General features: G+C 56.0%; 9 protein-coding genes. 8 read left to right on the forward strand and 1 reads right to left on the reverse strand.

What is annotated here, in order from left to right; translation table 11 throughout:
• The first annotated feature begins 13 nt into the window (after positions 1 to 13).
• From LDN12_RS02280 to LDN12_RS02315, 8 genes are all read left to right on the forward strand, one after another.
• Positions 14 to 628 (forward strand): cytochrome c3 family protein, encoded by a 615-nt coding sequence (locus LDN12_RS02280; RefSeq protein WP_223921072.1) that lies wholly within the window; start codon positions 14 to 16, stop codon positions 626 to 628.
• Positions 629 to 665: 37 nt separating this feature from the next.
• Positions 666 to 2,687: a hypothetical protein gene (locus LDN12_RS02285; protein WP_223921073.1), complete on the forward strand. Its 2,022-nt coding sequence runs from the start codon at positions 666 to 668 to the stop codon at positions 2,685 to 2,687.
• Positions 2,687 to 3,772: an SMP-30/gluconolactonase/LRE family protein gene (locus LDN12_RS02290; protein WP_223921074.1), complete on the forward strand. Its 1,086-nt coding sequence runs from the start codon at positions 2,687 to 2,689 to the stop codon at positions 3,770 to 3,772. Before LDN12_RS02285 ends, LDN12_RS02290 begins: the two co-directional genes overlap by 1 nt.
• Before the next feature lie 58 nt (positions 3,773 to 3,830).
• Entirely contained in the window at positions 3,831 to 5,462 is a 1,632-nt protein-coding gene (locus tag LDN12_RS02295) for a cytochrome c3 family protein (RefSeq protein WP_223921075.1), read from the forward strand.
• A 526-nt stretch (positions 5,463 to 5,988) separates the two neighbouring features.
• On the forward strand, positions 5,989 to 6,375 hold the full coding sequence (locus LDN12_RS02300) for a cytochrome C (RefSeq protein WP_223921076.1): 387 nt from the start codon (positions 5,989 to 5,991) through the stop codon (positions 6,373 to 6,375).
• A gap of 30 nt (positions 6,376 to 6,405) precedes the next feature.
• Positions 6,406 to 9,705 carry a PKD domain-containing protein gene (locus LDN12_RS02305; protein ID WP_223921077.1) on the forward strand — a complete coding sequence of 1,100 codons (3,300 nt, stop codon included), beginning with the start codon at positions 6,406 to 6,408 and terminating at the stop codon, positions 9,703 to 9,705.
• A 237-nt stretch (positions 9,706 to 9,942) separates the two neighbouring features.
• Positions 9,943 to 10,203, forward strand: a complete 261-nt coding sequence (locus LDN12_RS02310) for a metalloregulator ArsR/SmtB family transcription factor (RefSeq protein ID WP_308464323.1) — start codon at positions 9,943 to 9,945, stop codon at positions 10,201 to 10,203.
• Between the two features lie 103 nt (positions 10,204 to 10,306).
• The gene (locus LDN12_RS02315; protein WP_374045027.1) at positions 10,307 to 11,308 is read left to right on the forward strand and encodes a peptidylprolyl isomerase; all 1,002 of its coding nucleotides are present in this window, start codon (positions 10,307 to 10,309) and stop codon (positions 11,306 to 11,308) included.
• Positions 11,309 to 11,432: 124 nt separating this feature from the next.
• On the opposite strand, the gene LDN12_RS02320 is transcribed toward LDN12_RS02315, so the two are convergent.
• The gene (locus tag LDN12_RS02320) at positions 11,433 to 13,847 is read right to left on the reverse strand and encodes a methyl-accepting chemotaxis protein (RefSeq protein ID WP_223921080.1); all 2,415 of its coding nucleotides are present in this window, start codon (positions 13,845 to 13,847) and stop codon (positions 11,433 to 11,435) included.
• Positions 13,848 to 14,076 lie beyond the last annotated feature (229 nt).

Raw genomic sequence — 14,076 nt, forward strand, 5'->3', positions numbered from 1 at the left:
AGGCCATTCTCCCGTGGAAAACACGCATATGCGCCTGCGCCGCGCCCTTTGTTGCGCCTTGTCGGCCGGCCTGATCTGGTCGGTCACGGGTTGCGACCCCCTTACCCGGCACAAGGCCCTGACCTCCATCCTCGACGGATACCCGACCCTCCCGCCTGTCGAGGAACTCTGCAAGGAACATGTGGAACGGGTCAAGGCCGCCGCCCTGAAAGACCAGGCAAACGCCGCTCCGGCACTTTCGGCGGCGGTCAGGGGGTCCGAGCACAGCCCCTACAAGGAGAAGCGCTGCAACGATTGCCACAAGGCGGACAAGGGGGGCGCGAGCGGCGGCGAAGAGGGACTGTTGGTCACGTCGCGGGAAAATCTCTGCTTCACGTGCCACAAGGACCTCCTGACCAAGCCGTTCCAGCACGGTCCCGCGGCGGTGGGCGATTGTCTGGCCTGCCACCTCCCCCACACCTCTGCCTATCCGTCGTTGCTTACCACGAATAAAGCGGCTCTCTGTGCCAAGTGTCACACCGAGCGCCGCAAAGCCGCCCGCATGCACGACCTGTTCGCTGAAAAGGGTATAGCCTGCGACAACTGTCACGATCCCCATGCCGGGGATTCGGCCTATTTTCTGAAGTAGTTCTCGCGATGGGGAGCACTGTCGGAGTTAACGGTTTATGAGTCCCGTCCTGATGATCTGCAGGAACGCATCCGTCACCGTGCGGGACGCAGTCCGGTTTCTTTCGTATGGTCTTGCCGGGTTCGGCGCGGCCTTGACACTGTTCCCCGCATCTGCCGAAGCGGCCCGCTTCACCCTGCTCGGTCTGAGCGACCTGCGCCAGTCCGCGGGGCTCAGTTACAACTATAACGATAGCCTGAGCAAGGCCGGTACCACGAAAAACAGCTCGACCAATAATGACTTCAGCGAATCCTACACCATCGGCGGCGGGTATTCGATCCTGCACCCCCGCCTGCTCCGCGGCGAGGCCACCATAACCCTCAGCGCCAATCAGATGCTGGTCAACAATACCACGGAAGGCGGCTCTACGGGTAACAACACGCACGTATCCTACAACGTCAACGGAATCATCCTCGACCGCATGAACTATCCTTTCAATTTTTCAGCCAGTTCATCCAACGCAACAATCCGGCCGCCCTTCAGCCGGGCCTATACACTCGACACGGAGGGGCAGAGCGTTTCCTTCGGCATCCCGAACAAACATCTGCCGGTCACGTTAACCTACGACCGGAGTTCTTCGACAACCCACGGCCTTGCCGACGACATCGACCGCTCTTCCCAGACGGCATCCGTTTTGTTTCTCCACAGAACCAAAGAACTGAGCAGGACAAGACTTTTCCTGGCCCAGTCTTTTGATCGCCAGACCCTGCTCGGGACCGGCACAACCGACAACCGTAACGATTGCAACCTCGACGCGGCCAATACCCTCTCCTGGAAAAATGTTCAAGGCTTGCACCGCCAGATCGATTCAAAGTTCGTTTACCATGAACGGAGCGGCAATTATCCGGGTTTGCAGACCTATTTCGGGTCATTCCTCAACTGGCAGATCGGGAAGGCGTTGGACAGCAATCTCTCCTATACCAGGAACCGCAACGTGGACGAGAACCGGGCCAATAATCAGGAGAGCATCTCCGGGTCGCTCTCGCAAAAGTATCTCAAATGCCTGCTGACCAATGTGGGAGGGTCTCTCGCGCAAGGGAGCTATAACGACGGGTCGGACCGCAATGCCTCGTGGAATGCGAACATCGTCTATACGAACGAACTCGCCAGGGATGGCTCGATCAGGCTCAATTACGGTTATCAGTATACGATTCAGGAGCGCAAGCGCACGGACGTGAGCTTGACGGAGGTGGAGAAGGTTCCGCTCGGTTCCCTGTTTCCCCAATTCGTCGACTTGACGGCGAACAATATCGACAGCGGCACGGTCGCCATCTTCAAGGACGCCGGGAGAACGCTCCCCTTCAGCGACTTCAGCGTCGTGTTGTCCGGGTTCCAGACCAGGCTCCTGATCAATTCCGACCCGGGGGTCCCGATCATTTATATCAGTTACTCCTATCGTCAGAGCCCGAACATCACCTTTTCCACTTCCGGTCATACCGTCGGCGGGAGAGTTGGCCTGTTCGGGAGAAAATTCCTCCTGCACGCCAACTACAGCCACAGCGACAGCCGGATTCTCAGCGGAACCGACCCCAGCACAACGATCGGGGCGAACACCCATCTCGCCGCCGGTATCGAGAGCCTGCTCGCTCCCCATACGGTATCGCTCGAATATTCGCTCAACAAGAGCGTGTACCAGAACCTCCAGCATATCGAGGCGCTCTGGACGCACACCCTGTCCGGGGGCAAGGCTTCGCTTCTCACCAAGGCGAACGAGCGTTATTCGTGGTACGAAAACACCGCCGCAGGCGCATCAAACTCGCAGGGATGGGACAACACCTTTCTTTTGTCCACCGCCTACAGCCGCTTGATCGCGCAGAATTTCAAGGGCAAGGCGACCTTGGGCTACTACAATCTGTTCACGGCTTCCGCCACCAGTAACAGGTTCAGTATCGAACTCGGCCTGGAAGGCAACTTCGGCCGAACGGTCGTCACGCTTGATTCCTCGGCGAACTGGGGGGTCTCGTCATCCGGCTACAGCCGAAGCCAGTCCGTTACCCTGAATGTACGGAGGATATTCTGATGAAACGCACCGCGACCCACGCAGGAAGGGAACGATTGCCGCGGGGGACCGCACTTGCCGTGGCATGGCTCCTGGCGTTCGCCCTCGTGGCGGGGACGGTGGGGTGTGCCGCCGTCTCCGGGCCGAACACGGCAACCACGCTCGACAAGATCGTCTGGCCGCCTCCCCCCATGCCGCCCCGCGTCGTCTGGGTCCAGTCCCTTGCTACCGCCGATGACGCCGGGATCCGCAAAGGCTTCTGGAGCAGGTTGTGGGGCGCCGTCTTCGGTGAGGAGGTGATACGCATTACCCGTCCCTACGGCCTTCACGTGGATGACAAGAACCGGATACTCATCGCCGATGCGGGCGGCAGGGCCATCCATGTCATCGACCGGGCTTCAGGACGGTACGAACTGGTCAGGGGACAGGAGGGAAACCGGTTTTCATCGCCTATCGGCATCGCGGAGGATGCCGGCGAAATGGTCTACGTGAGCGACTCGGCGGCGGGGAAAATCTATCGGTTCAATCTTGACGACCTCCGGGTTGAACCGTTCATTACCCACGGTTTGCAGCGGCCTACCGGCATCGTCTACAACCCGCGCAACAACCTGCTGTACGTAAGCGATACCCTGGCGGGGCAGATCGCGGCCTTCACCATCAAAGGAGCGGAGGCCTTTCGTTTCGGCATGCCCGGCGAAAATCCGGGCCAGTTCAACCGTCCCACCGACCTGACGGTCGATGGCCAGGGGCGTATTTTCGTGACCGACGCCCTTAATGGCCGGGTGCAGATCTTTTCTGCGGATGGCGCCTACCTGAAAGGCTTCGGCAAACTGGGCAACGCATCGGGGCTCTTTGCCAAACCCAAGGGGATCGGCATCGACAGTGACGGGCACATGCATATCTGCGATGCGCTCTTCGATACGGTTCAGATATTTGATGAAGATGGGCAGTTCCTGCTCAGCTACGGCAACAGAGGCGGCGGCAAAGGCGAACTCTGGATGCCGTCGGGGCTTTACATCGATCGCAACGACTTCATCTACGTAGCCGATACCTACAACAACAGGCTCCAGGTGTTCCGGTACATCCGGGAACCACGGGGAAATTAGGCTCGAAGGCGGTATCCTGACCAGGTGCAGGGCTTTGTCCGGTAAGGGGGAAACAACGATGCAGAAGATTTCGCAGCCGGCGACACTCGTAATAGCGGCTTTGGCCCTGGCGATCATCGCTCCGGGCACGTCCGTGGCTACTGGAATACTGAACAGCAAACACAACCTGTCCATATCGGGGCCCGGCACCATCAAGGCCGTCAGCGAAGAGCGGGTCTGCGTTTTCTGTCACACGCCCCATCACGCGAACCCCTTGACACCGCTCTGGAGCCGCCCGACCAGCACCGCCATCTACGACCTCTACCAATCCTCGACCCTGGTGGCGAAACCGGGGCAGCCGAGCGGCTCCGCACGCCTCTGCCTCAGCTGTCACGACGGCACCATCGCCCTGGGGGCCTTTTACGGTTCGTCGGAAAGCATCCCGATGGCCGGGGGAATAACCTCCATGCCGACCGGCAACCCGACCAACCTGAAAACCGACCTGCGTGACGACCATCCCATATCCTTTGCCTTCACCAACGAGTTGGCCCTGCAGAACGGCCAGCTCAATCCGCCCGGTTCCCTTCCTCACGCGGTCCGGCTCGAAGAGGGGGGAATGCTTCAATGCACCGCCTGCCACAACCCCCATAGCGATACCTACGGCAAGTTCCTGGTTATGAATAACTCCGACTCGGCTCTGTGCAAGGCCTGCCACAGCATAACCGGATGGAACGCCTCCATCCATGCCACCGCCGGTCAAGGGGCGGGCTGCACCCTCTGCCACGCCAGCCATAATGCCGGCAGAAACGAGCGGCTGCTCAAATTCGCCGACGAGGAGGCCAACTGTTATCAGTGCCATTCGGCAACCGGCGGGGCGGCGGATATAGCAACCGTAACCAACAAGTTCTACAATCATCCCGTGAGCGCGACCACCGGCGTCCACGACCCCGGCGAAAATCCGCTGACCGCCTCGAAGCATGTGGAATGCGAAGACTGCCACAACCCCCACCAGGTGCAGACGGCGTCTGCGGCAGCCCCGGCCGTCTCCGGTTCCCTGGTAGGGGTCAAAGGGGTTTCGAGCAGCGGTGCGGTGCTCCCCACAGCCGCCACCAACGAGTTTGAGATCTGTTTTCGGTGCCATGCCGAGAATAGTTTTTACGCCACGCAGACCATCGTCAGGCAGATTCAGGAACTCAATACGCGTCTGGACTTCGATACCTCGAACCCCTCCTTTCACCCCGTGGTGGCCATCGGCAAGGGCGGCAACGTACCAAGCCTGCGCATCCAGTACAGCACCAGCAGTATGATCTACTGCTGCGACTGCCACGCCAACGACGACAGCAGCCAACCCAAGGGGCCGCACGGTTCCAACTACAAGCATATCCTGGTTGCCCGTTATGAAACCGACATCTACCCGCTCGCCTACAGCGAGGCCAATTATGCCCTCTGCTTCCGCTGCCACGATCAGAATATTGTGCTTGATCCCGCCAAGTCCGCGTTTCCGGCCCACCAGCAACATGTGGTTACCCACCAGGTCCCCTGCTCGGTCTGCCATGACCCCCACGGCGTCCCGCAGGCCCGCGGCGCCACCGTGGCCGCCAACTCCCATCTGATCAATTTCGACCTCCGGTTTGTCACTTCGGGGACATACGATTCCTCCGCCCGGAGCTGTACGGTGAGTTGCCATGCAGCGAATCCCAAGTATTACTGATAGGGGGCGCTGGATGAGCGAAGGCCGGTTCCCGTACCACACGAGTAGCCATACGCCGCGCTGAACGGGCAATCGGGCCATTTCCCCCTGCGTGGGTTATATCCCCCCTCCGGACGGGTGAAATTATTCGAATCGGTCCGAACCCCTCCCCATCAACGAAGCGATCCGCCCAGGAGCGAGAGACGGTGAGGCAGAGGGTATTCACCGCGGTTTGCTCGCGCTCCACCGGAATAAAATTAATAAAATTCAGTTGGTTAAGCTGATCTTGCCGGGTCCCCTCCCATCATAATTCATTAAACCAAATACATATATAAAACGTTTGCCGTATGCAAAGCGTTTTTGGTCCTGGTTTTGCTAGTTTGAGCTACAGCTCTCTTTCCCTTGCCCGGCCCGCACCCCCATGCGGATCGAGCAGCGTCTGCCGCACTGCAACCGTTTGATGCGGCAGAGGTACCCGGGCCCCGGTGCTTATCGCCGGTGGTCTTCTTTAGTGCAAAAACACTGCTACGGAAAGGAAATCAACTACATGAAACGATTGAGAATCAAAACGGGCCTGCTGACGGCGACAACCGCTGCCAGCCTGGTCCTGGCGGCAGGCACTTCGTTTGCCGCCCATCCTCCGGTCACGCTCTATACCTTCGAGGAAATCGGCATGCAAATGGCCGGTGGAGCGAAAGTGCCGGTCCAGGTCGATGCAAACGGCAACGGCATGCCCTACAGCCCGAAGCAGACCTGCGGCACCGCAGGCTGCCACGTGATGAACGGCGTCGATTACACCTACGACAAGATCTCCGACCACGCGTTCCATTCGAACCAAGGGAGAAGTGAGTACTCCGATTCTTCCGACGGAAAATTCGATGCCACCAAGAACAAGCCATGGACCCAGTCGACCGCCATGGTCGGCAAGTGGTGAAGCCCCTCTCTTCGCCAGGTGGCGAACCTCATGAATCAAAATCCCGGCAACTCGACTATCTCCTCATTAAATTACGTTGATAATTTGAGCAATTTCATATCCGGCAGCAGCAGTACGGTCACCGCCGGTTCAACAACGAACACCGGAAGCCAGTTTACCATGGTCGATCTTTCGGTATGGGACCTGTCGACAACCTGCGGCAGCTGCCATCCGGGCGGCGGTTTCGTGGAAAAAGACAGGAACGGTAAACGCTTCAGCATGATGAATCCGGCGGTCGACGGATCCACCCCCTACACCATGACGGTCTTCGATCAGTATTTTACCGATACGGGACTGCCGAAACACCAGGTCATGATGTCTCCCTGGTCCTACCCGCTCTATATGAACGGCCAGCCGGTCATCACCGATTCCGGTTGGGGACAGGCCATGACCATGACCATGCCCGACGGAAGCAGCATGCCGGTTTTCGACAAGCAGGTCATGATGCCCAACGTCAAGGAAATGGACTGCCTGATGTGCCATTTCGACGGTTTCAACAACCTGATGTCATCGGTTATGGCCTACAGCGGCGCTCATAACGCCACGCCGTCGTTCGGCGCCGGTTTTATGAACATGTTCACGCAAGCCTATGACTTCACGACCGGGTTGCTGACAAAGAACTCCGACAACACCGTGTCCCTTGCCCCGGCGGCTTTGGCCAAGCTGGAAGCCAATCCCCCAAGTCAGAACTGCCGTAACTGCCATATGCCTTCGGGCCTTAAAGACCTTCCGGACATGATGCGGGACTTCCTCTCCAGCGCCCCGATGGCCTACACCGGCAGCTTCACGCAATCGTTCACCGGCCTTGCCATGCCGGCCTTCGACTTCAACGCCCCGTTCGGCGCCACGTGGGATTGGGCACTGACTCCATATGCGACATCCCCGACCCTGTACATGACCATGACGGGTATCGCCAGTACGACTCCCGGTTTCACCACCACGATTCCGGCAGGATGGCCGTCGGCCATGGGAAGGTCCGAGTTCAACGCGGCCGCATTTGCCGACTTCTCCACGGCCATGCCCGGCATGAAGCAGTACTTCCTGGGCGGCGGCAACCCCGCCGGCACCGGTCCGATCTACTATCAGGCCAGCCTTGGCAATGGCATGCAGGATCAGAATGCCCTCAAGAAAGGCGTTGTCCCCTTCCCCCGCGCCGAGTGGTTCAAGCGCGGCGACCTGTGGGCGCCCGGCTACGACGTGCACCTCACCCTCGAGTGCGCCGGCTGTCACATGAACACCAATACCACCAAGATTGACCGGTTTGCAGCCCCCACGGATGCAGCCAACCCGAACACCACGTTCGACGGCAAGAGTCTCTGCGATCCGGGTAAAGGCTATGACAGCGCTGCCGGCGTAGAAGGCAATGCAGCCAAGAGAACCACCGTCAACAGTCAGAATACGGTCAAAAAATGCGAGAACTGCCACGTTACCGGGAAAAACAGCGATGGTGTGGCCATCGATACGTTCGGCGCTCCCAATCCATTGGCGGCCCATCAGAATGCAGGTCTGCTGGCCAACATCACCCAGGCCGTCAAGACGACCAACGGCAGCAACGAAGTGCCGTTCGTCGGCAACCATCTTGATGTCATGGACTGCACGGTCTGCCACCTGGCACGCGAGCAGATGGTTGTCCGCGAACTGGACTCCACCTCCGGCAACCGCTATCCCAACATGCTTGGATTTGCCGCCGAGCGCGGCATGCTGGGTATGTTCTCCGATCCGGGCATGGGTATTCCGGCGAATACCAACCTGACGAAGTGGGAACCGCTCTTCACATGGCAGAAAAACGGCAACTATTATAAAACCTTCGACAACACCAGCACCAATACGAGCTGGCGCCGCAAGGTCTATGCCGTGAACATCATTACCGCAGCGATCTGGAACAACGTGGACCCCGCCGTTGACGCCAATGGCGACGGCGTTACCGGCTCGGGACCGACACACCATGCCGGCGATTATTCCGGCGTCCTGACCGCCAACTACGATCCCTGGATTGCCCGCGACCTGAAGGCCGGCATGAATTTCGGCCCTTCCGGTTTTGCTCCGATCCCGGTCGGCTTTGGCAACGGCTCCTACCAGAGCGCCTATGACGCAACCGGCGCTTTCACCGGCGCGTGGAAGTACGTCGGTGTGTACGGCGGCAACGTCGTATTCTCGACACCGGAAGAGATCTCGGGTTACAAGGCCTATCGCAACGCCATCAAGGGTTCGGTTGACAACAAGGACTGGACGAACACCCAGCTTGCATTGCTGGGCGGTCCTTACAAGCTGACCCACGGTGTGCGGCCGACGCGGACCTATGTTCTCGGCACCAGTTGCGCCGACTGCCACTCTTCCACACCGAAAACCTCATTGTTCAAGGGCGATTTCGATATGCTCGGCACTGCCATCAAGACCACGGCAGGCGCACAGTTCATGCAATCTCCGGCTTCACAACTGGAAGTCGTGGGCTTGAAGGACGATATCGTGACCGGAGCCGAATTGTCCACCAAGGCAGGCGGCGCCCTTGAAGTCGAATTCGATGAACTGGGCACCTGGGATGGAAGCACGTTCACCTCGAATGCCGGTGGAACCTACAAGAAAGTGAAACCTCTTGACAGGTCCGAGGCTCTTTATCCGATCGACGGCACCTTCACCGACGTCAAAGGGAATACCTATGCCAACCGCACGGCATGGGTAAACAACTACCTCGCCAATGAAAATGTCATCAATGCGGCGAAGTTCGGAATTGGTGTCAAGCCGTTCGCCAATTTCTCATCCAGTTTCACCGATACCGACAAGTCGGCCCCCGGTATCCAGGTCGCCAAAGATGCCGTCCTGCCGTTGGCGGCCTATGCGGCAAAACCCGATGACGCCGGCGTCATCACCTACGACTGGACCTCCAGCGACGGGACTGCCATCGCTTCCGGAAAGACCTCCAGCGTAACCTTCAGCACCATCGGCCAGAAGACCATCACCCTGAAGGTGACCGACGAGAGTGGAAATGTCTCGGTGGCCACACAGCAGGTCGAGGTCGTTGTACCGGTTGCCGATGTCATAACCTGGACGGATAATCCCGGTAACCGGGGCGGCACGATTACCGCCACGCCGTTGCCGACCCCCAATGACAAGGTCAAGATCATCTGGGGCGACGCCAAATATGACTATGTGACCATCAGCGATGCCCTCTCCGTCGCCAAGGCCCACACCTACAGTGTGGCGGGGAACAAGACGGTCGAGATTTACGTCTACAAAAACGGTATCCAGAAGGGGTACTTCAAGAAGGTCATTACCGTTGACGGCACGAACTAAATCAGCCTGAAACAATGTCATACAATGAAATTGCCCGGAGGGTTCCCCCTCCGGGCATTGTTTATCGGAGAATAATGGTTTTACGTTACTGCATTGGCCTCACTGGAGATGTTATCGGGTACGTGTTGAAAATTTATTATAGCTGGTAATGTAAAACTCATCTGAGATTTATCTGGCAGATAAGTCTTATTAAATAGTTTGTTTGAGCGGAAGGCAATTATGGACTCATATAAATCAATGGCACGTCTCATAAAAATACTTGGTCATCCGGTGCGACTTAAAATCCTGTCAAATATGATCCATGAATCAAAATGTGTCAGAAACATCTGGGAGTCTCTTGGATTACAGCAGGCTACAGTATCGCAACATATCTCATTATTAAAAACAAATGGCATAGTTGAAGGAAGGCGTAAAGGCGGAGAAATGTACTATACTATCAGTAGTCCACTGGCTAAAAGGCTTGTTGATTCATTATCCCGCAACGATGTCATAACGTAACTATACGATAGTAATCATTCAAGTGAATTTCAAATATACAGCGCCGTCTATTTGTTAAGATTGCTTTGTACCGCAACATACATACCTAGGGAGGATGTTACATATGCTTTCAAAATCAATAAGTACAATAGGGATATTGCTGTTCTTCATTTCCGCTTGTTCGGTAGCATCGTCAAATATGACGCCGCCCTTGCCGACTGCCAAAACATCGGAGACGGATCTGAAGAAAACGGCGGCAAGGGTGAATGACAGAGATATTACCGTCGCCGAACTCAAGCGGGCTGAAACGGTTTTGATGGCGGGACGGCCCGATTTGCAAATCCCCCCCTATCTGCAAAAAGAATTCGAAAAGCAGGCTCTCAATCAATTGATCGGTGCGGAGTTGCTTTTTCAGGCCGGCCAGCGGCTTGCCGTCAAAGATCTCGACAAGCGGACGGACGCCAAACTGGCGAAGATCAAAGGCGGTTTCCCCGACGCCAAGGAGTATGACAAAGCGCTCCAACGTATCGGGATGAACGAAAAAATGCTCCATGACTCTACCCGCCGGGAACTGGTCATTGCCAATTTTATCGACACGAACATCTCCCCCAAGATTACGGTCAGCGACGAAGAGATCAAAAAGTTTTATGAGCAGAATCCTGACAAGTTCCGTCAGCCCGAGCAGATCAGGGCCAGCCATATCCTGATCGGTGTTGACGGCAAGGCAGGGGTCGAAGAGAAGAAGATCGCGCGCGATAAAGCCGAGAAGCTCCGCAAGGAGCTGTTGGCGGGCGCCGATTTCGTCAAACTGGCCAAGGAAAACTCGACCTGCCCCAGCAGCAGGCAAGGGGGCGATCTGGGCTACTTCAGCAAAGGCAAAATGGACCCTAAATTCGAACAGGCCGCTTTTGCTCTCGAACCGGGAGGCCTAAGCAATGTGGTGGAGACCCGGTTTGGCTATCATATCATCAAGTTGCTGAACCGGAAAAAAGCAGAGACGGTCTCCTTGGCCGAAGCCAGGGAAAAGATCGAGGATTACCTCAGAACCCAAAAAACGAATGTGGCTATTGGAGATTTTGTCGGCGAAGCTCGCAAGAGCGCCAAGGTCGACGTGCTGCTGCCATAATCGCAGCCGCAAACGGTATCTTTATTGGTGAGGGGGGGCAAGAGCCCCCCTGGGAAATGACCGCCTCGCCCCAAAACCCGATCAGATTACGCGAGGCGTTGCCATGATCTTCAATTCGCTGCCGTTACAGTCGGAACCATTTGGCGGTGTCATTGAGATCGGAGGCTGTGGCGGCCAGATTTTCGGAAGACTGCTTGACGTCGACAAAGGCGCTCTTGATCTGCCGGGCGACGTCGGAGATAGTATTCATAACCCTTGAAATTTCATCCGATGTCGCGGATTGCTGCTGGGCGGCGACGGCGATCCTGCCGATCATGCCGGTAATCTTGTCCATGTTTTCGACAATTTCGTCTATGGACTGTACCGATTCGTTCACGATGTTGACAACCTGGTCCACGGAAGAACTCTCTTCCCGAATGAGTTTGACGGCCGTGCCGACACCGGTGTTCATGGATGATACGCTTTCCACGATCTCCTCGGTCGCTTCGGAGGTCCTGGCGGCGAGTTTGCGCACTTCATCGGCAACTACGGCAAAACCGCGTCCCTGCTCTCCGGCCCGGGCGGCTTCAATTGCGGCGTTCAACGCCAGCAGGTTGGTCTGATCCGCAATGTCGTTGATGAGCGCGACAATGCCGGTTATTTTCTCCGACTGAGTACCAAGCGTCTCCACCTCCAGGGCCGAGGATTTTATGGTCTCGGCAAATTGGTTGAGTTGGCTGACGGCGGTATGCATCCTGTCCCGCCCGCGGTTGGCGGTTTCGCGCATCGACGCGGCGGTATCCGCAGTTTCGTTGGCATTGTTGGATACATCGTTTATGGTCTGGGACATCTCGGTCATGGCGGCGGCAGACTGCTCGATACGCTCGGTCTGCTGCTCCGTGCTGTTCTCCAGTGTACGCGCCGTGGAAGAGAGTTCCTCCGAACTCCCCGCCAGGGTGTCGGTCGCCACCCCGATCTTTTTGGCAATGTTCTGGAGGCTGCCCGTCATTGTGGCCATTTCTTTCTGAACCTGGCCGATCTCATCATTGCTTTCCGCGGATATGGTGCAATTCAGGTTGCCGGAAGCTATCTCGCGGGTTGTGGAAATAAGCCTGGAAAGAGGGCGGGCGATTGCCCGGTACATCCAGATGCCGAAGATAATGCCGGAAAGGACCGCAAGCGCCCCTATGGTCAGGATCAGTCCAAGGCTTTTGCGGATCATGGAGTTGACGGCTGCAATCGACTTCTCCTGCTCGCCCTGTGCTACGCTCGACGTTTGCCTGCTTTCCTGGGCTTGCTGCATGACGATATTCCGGAGTTTCACCGATTCCTGAGACGCAACTTCCTGCATTGCGAGTCTGTTTTTCAGCTTCGGGACTATTCCGCCCTTGGCGGTAAGGTTCGCATAGACGCCATCCAGGGCAGATATCGTTTTATTCAGCACCGCGAGCTCTTTTACGGCATTAAGTTTTTTGAGATGTTTTTGCAGCTCCGACTCCGCCTTATGTATTTTTGTGTACTGAGCCGCGATAGTCGCCAAAGTCGTATCTATCTCTTTTTCCGTAGTAGCCGTAAAAAGCCTGGTAACAAGCCCGTCGACAGATGATCCATACGCCAGTAACTCTGAATTGCTGGAAAGGGCGCTTACCGTAATATTTGCTTGCGCAAACGAGTTGCCGTTTTTACCGGTTATATCTGCTACTTTTTCACTGATGTTGTCTATTTCGTTGTCAAGGGACCCTATTATTCCATCCAGTTTATCCAGAAGATCGTCAATCATCCCGTCGGCCTTACGATTGCCTGCTATTCGCAAGGTAAAATATTCATCAAGTTTTATGGATAAGCTCGCTATTGCGGCCTTTAATTTTTGATTTCCGCGCACATTGCCATTTTGCTGTAAGCGGTCGAGATGCCCCTTGACTTCGCTTTTGTAGCCCTTGACATTTCCTCGTTGCGATTGAAAGCAGAGGACCATGGTGTCTTTAAGCTGTGCCTTGGCCATTTCAAGGCTGGTCAGTTTGTCGGCATAGGAGTTCCTGCCTTCAACGAAAGTGACGTATGTGGCGGAACGCGAGGCTTGCAAGGCTTTAACCAGGCCGTCAAGTTCCTTGAGTTTGGCGATGGTTTCATTCAGATGCTGTGTCGTCGCTTTTGCCGTGTTGTTGGCGTCTTCCTCGGATACTATGCTTGCCGTGACGGTTTCGACGAGCCGGTTGAAAATATCTTCCAGTTCGGAATAGGTATTGAATTTTTCGCCGGACATCGACTCGATTGTCGTTTGGGAGGTTTTTACGGTCTCAAGTGATTTTGCCGCTTCCGCCCTGGCATCATCAAGCTCCTTCTTGAACCTTGATGTGCTCACTTTGACCAAGTCGGCAGTCGCCGCCTGGATGGACCGTTCATATTCCAGCGTCCTGAGTTGGTATGGTGTGCTTTTTTCCGTGAGATATGCCAGTTTTTCCTTGATAAAGGTCATGCTGACATAGCAAGTAACGGAAATTATAATTGAAATGCCGGCAACAATCGCAACATTCAAGAAGAGCTTGGTTTTGATCTTCATAGTTCCTCGCATAAACAAAGAATAGATTAGAATAAGCAGTCTTTGTATTCTAATATCCAATTATATCCATTTTGTTTATATGCATATTTACATTATTTGTTCAGTGCTGTCAAACATCAATGAGCCATTTTATCAAATTATGCCTTATAATTTATTACTAGCTTGGTTGCGCACCCGGTTCCCCGGACACAAGATAGGGTAGGCCTTACTAGCTTGTCTTGCTTATCAG

Source organism: Geobacter sp. AOG2, assembly GCF_019972295.1.
Lineage (GTDB): Bacteria > Desulfobacterota > Desulfuromonadia > Geobacterales > Pseudopelobacteraceae > Oryzomonas.